An 11,484-nucleotide genomic window follows, 5' to 3' on the forward strand; every position below is an offset into this window, starting at 1 on the left:
GCAAAATCCTATTAGTTTTTTTAAAATACCTTAAAGATTCCATAATGTTTTAATAAGAAACATTCTTTAGAGGTTTAACGAACGCAACAAATGACTGACAAAAGGTAAAAATAAGGAATTTAAAAGTCCAACCAGAATCATTGCCAAACTTGCAACAGCGCCTTCTGTTTGTCCTATTTTATGGGCCTGTGCTGTGCCCGCAGCATGGGCACCAACGCCAAAAAGAGCTCCGCGGGCAAGGGGGGAACGAAAAGAAAAAAATTTTAGGATGAGCTCACCCATGATTGCCCCTAAAATACCGGTAATGATGACGAATATTGCTGTAAGCTCTGGAAGTCCTCCTACGTCAAGTGACACTTTCACCGCAAATGGGGAACTTATGGATCGTGGGAGCATACTTAAGCGGATGCTTTCATCAAGCCCGACAACCCTTGATAAAGACCAGCTAGATAATATAGCAGTGAAACTTCCTGCGAATACTCCCAGTAAAAGTACTGGCCAATGTTGGCGGATGAGTGCGCGCCTTTCATAAATGGGTATTGCAAAAGCTACAGTCACGGGGCCGATGAACTGGAGAAGCCATTCGGTACTACGAAGATATTCTTGATAATCGGCATGGAGCAAAAGAACAAATCCTGATATGGAAAAGGGGGTTAATAAAAGCGGCATTAACCACCAATAATCCAAGCGCCTATATATTTTTTTAACGACAAAATACAGACAAATCGTAATGACTGACCAAAAAACTCCTCTTACCAGAGGATCAGATGTAATGTGACTTAGCACGCTGAGCTCTCCAATTGTAATAAAAGTCCACAACAGTGGCAGTGACCAACATCACACAAAGTGTACTTAGCAGAATAACAAAGAGAATTTTAATACCTAAAATACCGATAAACTCATGATGCTTCAGTATTGAAAGCACTGCTGGAATTAAAAATAACAACATATCTGCAAGAATTAATTCTGCACCTTGTTTTATGAGGTTCAGTGTTAAACGTTTCGTGGCTAAAAGGAGTAAAACCATGCCAAGACCAAAAATTCCCCCAGAAAAAGGTAGTTTTAATAAGTGAACAATGAGTTCGCTTGCAAGCCAAAACAAACACACCAAACCAATCTGGAGTAGCGAATGCTGCTGAATTTTTAATGTTATATATTTATTCATTGTGCTCATCCTAATGCGTCGTAGTGTATACTTTTATCATCAATGAATAAAATGAATTTACTGACTACTTATCATTCTAAAATGGAATAACTATGGAATTTAAATTAATACGTACATTTGTTGAGGTTATTCGTCAAAACAGCTTTTCAAAAGCGGCAGAAAATCTTTTTGCAACACAGTCTACTGTGAGTAAAGCAATGAAGCAGTTGGAGGAAGAGTTAGGTATGACACTCATAGAACGCTTTAAAAAGCGTAATATCCCGACTGCTGCAGGAGAAATTGTTTACCGTCGAGGAATCAAGTTGCTTGCAGAGCGGGATGATCTCATTAAAGAACTGGACGCAATTCGCGGTTTGAAACAAGGACAGCTTCGCTTGGGCATTGCCCCTGTAGGAAGCGATACATTATTTGCCCCTCTTTTTGCACTTTATAGACAACGCTATCCTGGAATCGAAGTGAAACTGGTGGAACATGGGGGCGATAAGCTTGCAGAATGCTTAAGAGAAGGTGAAATTGACTTTGCGGGTACCTTATTACCTGTTGCTGAAGAGTTTGACTCACAGCTCCTTTGCAGTGAGCCTCTCGTGGTTCTCATGTCTGCGGGACATCCCCTAGCCAAAAAGTCTTTTGTTTCTTTGCAGCAGCTTAGAGAGACTCCATTTGTTTTGTTTTCAAGTGGGTTTGCATTACATCGGATGATTTTGGATGCATGTGATCGTGCAGGTTTTAAACCGAAAATCGTTGCCCAAAGCAATCAAATTGATTTCATGGTAGCCCTTGTAACCGCAGGTTTAGGCGTTGCATTCTTGCCTCGGATGATTGCTTTGGAGCGACTAAATTCTCAAATACATGCGCCATTACTCCATGGAGAGGAGTTTCGGTGGAACATGTCTATGACCTGGAGACGTGATGCATATCTTTCTGATGCTGCAAAAGCATGGTTAGCTCTGGTGCAAGAAGTCCATTCCAAAAAATCATAATATTGGAACATGAAATCCACATGCACGTTAATCTATCATTTCCTAAAAAAGGGGTTGGATCAAAACTGCTCCAACCCTGATTTATATTACAGAGTATACAATCGTTGTATCTCGGATAAGGATTTTTCTATTGTTTCAAGAATAAAATTAACCTGTTCCAGATTGATACTCAAAGGAGGGGCGATACGAAAAACATTACCATATTGTCCTCCTTTCCCAACTAATAGCCCTTTATCTTTACACAGATCCATGAGCTGAAATGCCTCTTCAGATGCCGGAGTTTTGGTTATTGGATCTTTTACCAACTCGATTCCCAAAAGCAATCCGCGTCCTCGAACATCTCCAATAAGAGAATATTTTTTTTGCAATTGATGAAAACCATCTTTTAGCAGGGCCCCCATAATTCGTGCATTTTCCACCAGTTGTTCTTCTTTAATAATGTCTAAAGTAAGTTTTGACTGAATCATTTGCAAGGGATCACCTGCAAAGGTATTGAAATATGTTTTCCCCGTCATTGTTTCTGCGACATCTGTTTTCATGAGTACAGCGCCAACAGCAGCCCCGTTTCCAAAACCTTTGGCCATGGTCACCATATCTGCATCAATGTTCAATGTTTTTGTCAGTAACAGGTCGCCTCCACCACGTCCTGCGCCCGTTTGGACTTCATCACTGATGTATTTACCGCCGTAATTATGAACGATGCGCGCGACTTCATTGAAGTATTCATCTGGAGGGGTAATAAAACCGCCTACGCCCAGCACAGGTTCTAATATAAAAGCTGCAATTTTACCGTGAGTAGAATTTTGAATGGTGGTTTCCACATTTTTAGCACATTCTAAATTACAACTTTCAGGTTTTTGATTGAAAGGACAGCGATAGCAATAGGGTTCAAGCGCTGAGGTTACTCCGGTTACTGGCTGGCCTTTGAATCGCCAGATTGAGTGCCCACATGAGGCAAGTGCAGCCGAAGTTCCTCCATGATAGGAATGCCGCACATTCACCACCATCGTTTCACCTGTTGCATGACGTGCCGCCATTATGGCTAATTCGTTGGCCTCGGAGCCAGAATTGGTAAAAGATACTCTATCCATACCATTAGGTGCTTCCTCAAGCAAACTTTCAGCTGTTTCTATGGGCGCTTGATGTAAATAAAGTAAAGTTGTATGTTGGATGACATCATTCTCAAGCGCTTCAATGAGTGCTTTTTTAATTTTTGGATGATTATGTCCCGCGGAGATGCATACAATTCCGCCTATGGCATCAAGGTATTGTTTTCCTTCAGAATCCCATACATAAGCACCTTGTGCTTTTATCAATTGAATGGGTTCTTTATGATAAAATGCAGCGGTAGGTAAAAAGTGATTTTTTCTAAAATCGATGAGTTCTTCATTCGAGCGTTTTTGTAATTGTTCCTTTTCATTCATACCATTTTTTCCTTTGATGTTTATGCCGACTTGAGCTTGTAAATAAAGAGTTTTTGTTAACACCTTGTATTTCAAGATCTTGTTGATATACTTTAAGCGCGATGCTTTTCGTACTTGTTTTTTGGATATTCAATTCTTTGGATTTCATCTTTTTATCATTCTCCTATTGTATTTTAAAAATATTTAAATTGAAGGCTGGTGGTTATTGGGTTGAAAAGTCCACCTACGTTCTAGGTCCTGGTACTTTGAATATAAGCTTGTGTTATGCCCCGGAAGGTGGTAAGAAAGTGATTAATATGCAGGCAAGCAACAAGACTAATCATAGCAATATGAAATGCTATTCATCATGACCCGAGAAAACCATTACCTAATTCATACAGGTATTCATTGCGACCTCCAGAGCTGAAAATAATTGATAAAAGTACCTGCTCTGAACGTTTAATGGATACACTCAATCCTAAACCTGAAGAAGTCCCTGTAATCCATACGATCTTTTTCATCATATGACTCCAATGTCATTGTTGCCTTATGAGTTATACGCAAAATCTAATTAAGGATCAATTGAAAAATTTTTCATGCAGGGCTTCCGCATTTAGAAAATCTTATTTTCATGGGTTGTATGGTTACTAATTAATTTTTGAGTGTGTTCTGTTAATACCCCTAATTCATCAGCAGATTCGCTTAATGATTTATCTGTTTTATCGAAAAAGTTATGTTTTAAATATGATATTGTTGTTTCTGTTGCCAGTTTTTTCCCAAAAAAAGCATCAGGTGTATGAAAGGAACAAGTTTTAGGAGATTGTTTTGGCTGGTAGGATAATAATATTTTTAACGCGGTTTGATTTTGGTACTTTGTTGCAATAGCGGATGCATTCTCCCCTTTATCATTTGTGAGTTCGACATCAGCTCCGGCTGCTAGCAGTAACCTGAATATTTCAGGTTTATTGTGCGTATAAGATGATTTGCAAGCCTTCATTAAAGGAGTTTTTCCTTTGACATCTTGTCTGTTCACTTGAATGTTGGCCTCATGTAATAATAAATCAACAATCTGATGATTTGCGTACATACAAGCGACATCAAGGGCAGAATTGTCCTGATTACAAGGGGAATTAAGATTCATATCCGGTATTTTTGCCAATTGGCTCATGATGCTGATTCGATTACATGCTGCAGCATAAAACAATGCATTCTCTAATTCAGATTGACTTATTTGTGATGATTTATGGGAGCTCAATATTTCTCTTACGACATCTCTATCATCATTTTGAACAGCTAAAGAAAGCAGGCCATAACCTCTGCAATTTTGAATGTAGCTGGTTTTTTCGTAGACTGGATATAGCCCTTTAAGAGATTGGAGCCTGGGTTGTAATTTTCTTTGTCCTGCTTTTGCAATGAAGGAACAATGTATTACTAATTCATTACTTGTTTCAAAAAGCGATTGATATAAATGGTTAACAAGTGTCCCGCTATTTAATATTTGGTAGGGGTATTCCTCTGACTGCTCGTATAAGTGGTTGATGTCCAAGAACAACCAATTATTATCCGTTAGCTTCTTAAATCCAACGGTATGCTCTTCACTACTGCATACCACCACGACATGGTTTTTAGCGGATAACAGATCATTTAACTTATTGATAAAATTGCAGGTATCATTTACGGTGGCGAAGCTAAATGTTCTGCTAAATAAATTTTTTACTTTATCTTGATTTCTGCAGAGGTTGAGTTGAACCAGCTTGTATATCGTATCGATATCCGATTGTTGGACATTTTTTGCATAAAATTCTGAATATTCTTCCGGAGATTGAGCCAGGCATATTGCTTCCAAAAAAGGCCTGATTTCATTCCGTTTCTGATCCCTGCGGGATAAAATTTGATTTAGTTTGATTTTCTCAGTAATAACAGAGAGCGTATTCGGCAAAGTTTCTTTTTCTCGTTTAATCAGGTTCAGACGATTATAGAATTGAAAATCAAATCCTAATGCTGCTTCTTGAGCCCAAGTTAATGTAAAGCCATGACACACACCTTCTTCATGTTTGTAGTCAAATTTTTCAAATAGTGTTAACAAATCTTCGTGCTCTAAAGCATTATGTTTTACAGATGAAAACAGAGATGGAAAAAAGTGCTTTAAAGATATAGTTTTAAGTTGGTGGATTACCATCAACGTCCAGATGAGGAGAAGCACATAGAGGACATATATCATATACTAATCCATTAGTATCCTTATTAGGAATAAAATCATATCTTAATAAGGAAAGCAAATGGATAGATTAACTTTATAGGCTATTTTAAAACGAATTCAACGATGATTTCCAACCCACTATAATTTAAAATCCAAAGGAAATGGTTCTGTCATTTGGTTGTTTAAATAGTTTAATTGCTTCAGATAATTGTCTAGCCATAAATAAAGTACAAAGTGATTTTATTTTAATTACAGGTAAAAAATGGAAAAAGAAATTTATGGATCTACAATTATTGTATCTAATACCTCATTCAATGTAGATATCCCAAAAGGGAATTAGCATATGATGAATCATGGAGGATATATGAACGTCCGACAATTTGGCTTTGTAGTATTTTTATTGCTGCTTTTATTTACTGGGGCAAACGCGCAAATCACTACTGGCATGAATCCAAATATCTCTAATACTAACACGATCACTAATTTCATCCAATTGGTTCGAGCTGTTGAAGGGGGTGATGATGTACGTGCAATCATCCACTTTGATAATTGCCAGGTCACAGGTCCGGAACTACCCGTACAAGTAAGACGAAGGTTAGATGGGGCAACGACACGTTTTAATTTTACACATTTTTTCCATGGTAAAGAAGAAGTGAGCAACGGCTTGATTGACACGGTCACTACCTCTACGAAAATTTTTATAGAACGCCCCTCAGGAGAGCGATTAACATTCTCTGGACGTTTAAGTGTATTTGAGGATAACACAGCGAGCTTGCATGTTGATTTCTTTGACCCCATACATCATTTGCATCAATTAGAGGTAAATTGGTTTTGTAATATCAGTAATGGTGATGATAATAATGGATTGGTTTTATTCAATTTTTAATCCTGTCAAACCGATTATGTTACAAAAAATTACATGATAGTTTTCATTTGCCAAATTCTTTGGAGTTATCCAGTTCTCTATCTCCATGCATCGATTCTGATAATTTTCACAATTATTCTATCTTAAAGCTATGCAATAAATATATAAATTGATTATAAGTTAAATACATGGTGTATAATTAATACATATCAATCCATGGTTCCTGGTATATCAGTACAAAACATTATTCTTCTTATTTAAGAGGAGCAAACATATGGCTTTATCCAAGTTAATTAAAAATATCGAGCAGACAATATCCGCTCTTGAAAGTACAAAGAAATATAATGCTAGCTCATTAAAATTATTCCCAACCACAGAACAATCCTCTTATGAGGGATTAATCAAAAAAATCCATTCTCAAAACAATTGGTTTGAAAAGATGACACAATATTGGAATGTCGTGCGCCAATGTCAATCCTCTAAACTCAAGTTAGAACGGCTGGCAAAAGAAATGATAGAAGCCAAGAATTTCTCAGAAGACCAAAAAGTAGTTATTTCCCAAACCGCTGAAGAGTGCCATCAAGGGTTCATCGCTTTAGCTAAAGCCCAATTACATTTAGCACAAGTGTTATTTAAGAGCGGAAGTGAAATAGGACGAGGAGAATTAGAAGGAGAATTTTCAAAGCTCCAAGAAAACATCAGTTCATACAAAAAAACTTTAGAATCAGTTGCGGTAGCCATTGCCGACCACCAATTAAGAGATATTCGAGAAGGTGAGATCATTAGGCTCGATGCGTTAATCCCCTACCTTCAAAAAGTTTATGATAATGTTTATCAGGAGAAAAACCCCTTTTTGAGGAAAATAAAAAATGCTCTAAAAAACAGTGACCGGGTAAAAGAAATTGAATTCTTAAATGATTTATCGAAAGATCCTGAATGTACTGAATCTATTCGATTACAAGCGATCTGCCTGGTCCGTAATAAAATTAAAACCGAATTTTTTGGGAAGGGGAGTACATTGAGAAAATTGTTAGAAAGTATTGATGAACAAAGTATTGAAAAAGACAGTGATGAAAAATTAAGTCAATTCATCAGTACACGTCCTAATCTCATGAATAAAATGCCACAAAGCTTGATAGAGTTTTTAGCAAAAGATGAAGGATGGCAACAAACAATGAGTACGGAAGTTAGGCAAAATACCCAGCTGTAATGCGTATTCTGATATATACTATATTGTGTTTGTTCATTTTTATTCTCTAACAAAGTTCAACCAGACAAGGAGAGAATCATGAAAGGAATAGTGAAATCTATCGTTTTAAGCGGAATATTTGTTCTATCAACCTATGCTATGGCTGATAATGCAACATCTAATCCATCTTCAATCAATAATGCAGGAAGTACTCCTGCTACAAATAATACCAGTACGACGATGAGCACTCCTAGCGCTACTTCAACTGATACGAATACAACTGGAGCTCAGTCAAATACTACCAATGCAGGTATGTGGATATGTACTACTAATGCAAGTAGTCCAGATTCAGGCTCAGCTGCAGATCAGGCTGATAAAACCATGGCTAAAAATGCAGCTAATGGAAATTCTGCGTTTGATTTTGCCTTAAAAAATTGCCGTGATTGTACCAAAATTACTTGTGAATTACAAACACAACCTGCGCAATAAATCAAGATAGCTAGAAATCCAGAGCGATTCGCGCTGGATTTCTCTAATTCACTATGTTACTTAAAAATAATGTTGCATCAAATGACCAGAATACCTCTTAAGAGGGAGATTTATTATTTATTAATTTTTTTCTGAGCATTTCCCATTAGTTGTATAAGTAAAATCCGCAATTGAGGAAAAGAAATTTAAAAATTAAGATGAGAACTTCTGAATTCAAGCTGATATAAATGATCTTGAACGAATAATTTATCAAGTACCTTCAACAAAGAAACGCGTTGCTAAATAATCAAGGAATAATGACAATGTCAGATAAGATGAAAGGGACTGTGAAATGGTTTAACGAACGCAAAGGCTTCGGCTTTATACAGTGTGCTGGTCATGATTATTTTGTTCATTTTAGTTCCATCCAGGGAAGCGGCTTTAAGACTCTGAAAGAGGGTGAAGCTGTTTTATTTACCCAGGGAAAAGGAAATAAAGGACTTTTAGCAGAAGAAGTTCAACTTGCTTGATATAAATGTATCAATTGTACCGATGTGAAAAGATGTTTCCCCTACCAAATTCCGTGGTTTGTTCCCACGGAATTTTAATAATCGAATATCATAGATTATTTTGCTAAATTTTCCTGCAAAAAATTAGATAATTTCTGTTCTGTTAAATGCATCACATCATTTTTAATATTCTGTGTTATCAAATGATTCACATTTTTATCCATGTGCTGAAGTAAAAGACCATTCATATGAGGCGGGGCTACAATGATTAATTGATCATAATCATGATGGTTTCTGCCGCTATTTAATTCTTCTGCAATTTCTCTGGCAAAATGATCAATTTCAATTTCTTTGGGATCAGTTTGCTGGGTGTAGGCTCCTCGAACATTCGATGCAGAGTTAAATCGCCCTGGGGCGGAGGAGGTTAATTCAGTATCTTTTAATTTACTTTCTGGATGAAGAAGTTCCTTAACAAAGGTAAGCTGATAAGGTTTTGTAGTCGATTTATAAATTCGGCAAGTGTTGGAATCTGTCGTTACAATCCAGGTGTGGTGCTCAATGACTTTCATTGCAATATCCTTATGTTTTAATTCCTTATTACAGATTTTAGAACCTCATTGCCTTAAATCAAGAAATTACTGTGTTTCAGCTTCAGTTTCTTCTTGCAGCTCGGCCTTTTGAGTCATTGGAAAATCATTTTTTACTGCATATTTTTTTAAAAGATATAAAATAATGCCATCTACCTGCTGATCGATCTCTTCAAATCTTTCTCTATTGTTATTGTCCATCACCATGACTCCATTCATTGATATTGCCATCCTGCGGCAGCGCCCATAAATAAACTTTGACAATTATTGATATCTTATTTTGAACTTAAAGCGTATTTCAAATCAACCAGACAGTTGTCAATTTTTTTTTTGAATAATCGGATACATCGTGAATAGAACATTTTAAATGTCCTATTCCTTTTGTAACAATCCTGAATCTTACTTGCACTACTTAAGGAAAATAGCGGTTACAATTTACAGAAGCAAATTATCTTTATTTAGGCAAAGTGAAAATAAACCAAGCTCCTTTTCCATTGTGATCTTGTACAAACAATTTGCCTCCATGGGCTTCAATCAGGTTTTTACAAATAGTTAAACCCAATCCCGTCCCTTGCTCTTTGGTAGTAAAATAAGAGTTTAATATTTTATCTTTATTTTCCGCAGTGATTCCAGGTCCATTATCGCGAAAATGAATCTCAATATATTGATTATGATTTTTTGTCTCAATGGTTAACTCAGGAGATGTACAGACATCTTCTTGCATGGCTTCATAACTATTACGCGTTAAATTGATAATGACCTGCATGATTTGTATTCGATCAATATTTATTTGCGGAAGGTTTTCATCTAAATTTAAACGGATCTTTAATTTCGAATAATTCAACTCATAATCTAAAAATATCAATGTATCTTTAATCAATGTATTGATATCCGATAACTCAGGATAATAGACATCTTGATGAATAAAACTTTTCATTCGGTTCATAATTTCACTGGCATGCTTTGCTTGTGAAATAATTTTATTCAATAAGTGCAATAAACTGTGCTCCAATTTATTCTCATCAATGTCTCTTTTTAATTGTAAAAGACAGGTTTGACTATAAAGAAATATTGCAGTTAAGGGCTGATTCATTTCATGAGCTAAGGCTGATGCCATGCCCTCCATAGTATTTAAGCGCATGGCATGGGCTAATTTTGCTTGCTCGATCATTTTTATTTTTTTTTGCAAATAAAAATTGGTGAGATCTTTGATGAGTAAAATAATTTCATTGTTTTGAGTATTAGAGTTATAGATGGAATTAAAATTTATTTCAAAACAAAAATTCACTTCATCAAAATCACTGAAATTTTCGATGACGAGGGTTGACCTTTTTCCTAAAAGAGCTTGATGACAGGAATCAATTAATTGTTGTTTGTATTCCGAAAAATCAGAAATAAGAGTTAGAAAATTCATGCCTTTTTTAATTTTTATGGCAAAAATTCTTGAAAAAAAATCGATGAAAGATGGATTGATTATTTTAAAATAAAAATCTTTATCTAAAGTCGCTATCGCATCAGAAACATTGTGTAATAGGTTATTCAATGTTTGTAAAGATTGATTCAATTGGATTTGTTCAGATTCTAATTGGCGAATGTAGGTAATGTCTCTCAGGATGAGCAATATTAATCCATTTTTTGTAAAAAGGCACTCCATTTTTATATGTTTGCGGGTTCCCTTTCCGATTAATTTCAATTCGCAAACCTGCATCAGTTTTGTATTAACAAGGTTTTGAATGCAGGATTTAAATGTATCTATTTCAAAAGTACCGATGAAATCTAAAAAATTCCTATTGATTAATTCATTACGCGTATAATTAAGTAATAATGTACTTTGGAAATTAACAGCTGAAATAATAAAGTTTCTATTGATAGTAAAAAAAGCCGAGGAATTGAAATCATAAAATTCCGTAAATTCTTTTTTCAAAGCCATTAATTCTAAATTCAAAGTATGAATTTCTTGTTCTTTTTCAGATAATTTTTTTCTTTTGAATAACAATCGTTCATTTAAATTTTTAATTTCTTCTTGGCTTTGAACCGAAGTTTCCTTAACAAAATTCATTAAATTTCCTTAAATATTCGAAATTAAAAAAATATTTTATAAAGATGCATTTGTTCTAT

14 protein-coding genes are annotated in these 11,484 nt (G+C 35.6%); 5 read left to right on the forward strand and 9 right to left on the reverse strand.

Annotated elements, in window-relative coordinates; translation table 11 throughout:
- Positions 1-66: 66 nt before the first annotated feature.
- Together BU07_RS0104400 and BU07_RS0104405 are read right to left on the reverse strand one after the other, a co-directional pair.
- Positions 67-786: an LrgB family protein gene (locus BU07_RS0104400; protein WP_031563893.1), complete on the reverse strand. Its 720-nt coding sequence runs from the start codon at positions 784-786 to the stop codon at positions 67-69.
- On the reverse strand, positions 764-1,165 hold the full coding sequence (locus tag BU07_RS0104405) for a CidA/LrgA family protein (RefSeq protein WP_242601852.1): 402 nt from the start codon (positions 1,163-1,165) through the stop codon (positions 764-766). Before BU07_RS0104405 ends, BU07_RS0104400 begins: the two co-directional genes overlap by 23 nt.
- A gap of 92 nt (positions 1,166-1,257) precedes the next feature.
- Here BU07_RS0104405 and BU07_RS0104410 point away from each other — a divergent pair, with 92 nt between their 5' ends.
- Complete coding sequence (locus BU07_RS0104410; RefSeq protein ID WP_031563895.1) at positions 1,258-2,145, forward strand: LysR family transcriptional regulator; 888 nt, start codon at positions 1,258-1,260, stop codon at positions 2,143-2,145.
- Between the two features lie 86 nt (positions 2,146-2,231).
- On the opposite strand, the gene BU07_RS0104415 is transcribed toward BU07_RS0104410, so the two are convergent.
- From BU07_RS0104415 to ankG, 4 genes are all read right to left on the reverse strand, one after another.
- Positions 2,232-3,569 carry an aspartate aminotransferase family protein gene (locus tag BU07_RS0104415; RefSeq protein WP_031563896.1) on the reverse strand — a complete coding sequence of 446 codons (1,338 nt, stop codon included), beginning with the start codon at positions 3,567-3,569 and terminating at the stop codon, positions 2,232-2,234.
- Entirely contained in the window at positions 3,562-3,717 is a 156-nt protein-coding gene (locus BU07_RS17585) for a hypothetical protein (protein WP_172459784.1), read from the reverse strand. Before BU07_RS17585 ends, BU07_RS0104415 begins: the two co-directional genes overlap by 8 nt.
- Before the next feature lie 196 nt (positions 3,718-3,913).
- Positions 3,914-4,072: a hypothetical protein gene (locus tag BU07_RS17365; protein ID WP_154659363.1), complete on the reverse strand. Its 159-nt coding sequence runs from the start codon at positions 4,070-4,072 to the stop codon at positions 3,914-3,916.
- Positions 4,073-4,161: 89 nt separating this feature from the next.
- Entirely contained in the window at positions 4,162-5,769 is a 1,608-nt protein-coding gene (gene ankG / locus BU07_RS0104430; protein ID WP_051635463.1) for a Dot/Icm T4SS effector AnkG/AnkZ/LegA7, read from the reverse strand.
- Between the two features lie 343 nt (positions 5,770-6,112).
- On the opposite strand from ankG, the gene BU07_RS0104440 reads away from it, so the two are divergent.
- The 4 genes from BU07_RS0104440 to BU07_RS0104455 all read left to right on the forward strand — a co-directional run bounded on the left by BU07_RS0104440 (position 6,113) and on the right by BU07_RS0104455 (position 8,800).
- Positions 6,113-6,634: a hypothetical protein gene (locus BU07_RS0104440; protein WP_031563898.1), complete on the forward strand. Its 522-nt coding sequence runs from the start codon at positions 6,113-6,115 to the stop codon at positions 6,632-6,634.
- Between the two features lie 253 nt (positions 6,635-6,887).
- On the forward strand, positions 6,888-7,823 hold the full coding sequence (locus BU07_RS0104445) for a hypothetical protein (protein ID WP_031563899.1): 936 nt from the start codon (positions 6,888-6,890) through the stop codon (positions 7,821-7,823).
- Positions 7,824-7,901: 78 nt separating this feature from the next.
- Positions 7,902-8,291: a hypothetical protein gene (locus BU07_RS0104450; protein ID WP_031563900.1), complete on the forward strand. Its 390-nt coding sequence runs from the start codon at positions 7,902-7,904 to the stop codon at positions 8,289-8,291.
- A 302-nt stretch (positions 8,292-8,593) separates the two neighbouring features.
- Complete coding sequence (locus BU07_RS0104455; RefSeq protein WP_031563901.1) at positions 8,594-8,800, forward strand: cold-shock protein; 207 nt, start codon at positions 8,594-8,596, stop codon at positions 8,798-8,800.
- A 95-nt stretch (positions 8,801-8,895) separates the two neighbouring features.
- Here the strand turns inward: BU07_RS0104455 and BU07_RS0104460 are convergent, their stop codons facing one another.
- The 3 genes from BU07_RS0104460 to BU07_RS0104470 all read right to left on the reverse strand — a co-directional run bounded on the left by BU07_RS0104460 (position 8,896) and on the right by BU07_RS0104470 (position 11,425).
- Positions 8,896-9,348 (reverse strand): host attachment protein, encoded by a 453-nt coding sequence (locus BU07_RS0104460; protein ID WP_031563902.1) that lies wholly within the window; start codon positions 9,346-9,348, stop codon positions 8,896-8,898.
- 66 nt (positions 9,349-9,414) lie between these two features.
- Positions 9,415-9,585 (reverse strand): hypothetical protein, encoded by a 171-nt coding sequence (locus BU07_RS17500; RefSeq protein ID WP_162173975.1) that lies wholly within the window; start codon positions 9,583-9,585, stop codon positions 9,415-9,417.
- 235 nt (positions 9,586-9,820) lie between these two features.
- Positions 9,821-11,425 (reverse strand): PAS domain-containing sensor histidine kinase, encoded by a 1,605-nt coding sequence (locus BU07_RS0104470; protein WP_031563903.1) that lies wholly within the window; start codon positions 11,423-11,425, stop codon positions 9,821-9,823.
- Positions 11,426-11,484: the final 59 nt, after the last annotated feature.

The sequence above is a fragment of the Legionella wadsworthii DSM 21896 = ATCC 33877 genome (assembly GCF_000701265.1).
Taxonomy (GTDB): Bacteria; Pseudomonadota; Gammaproteobacteria; order Legionellales; family Legionellaceae; genus Legionella; species Legionella wadsworthii.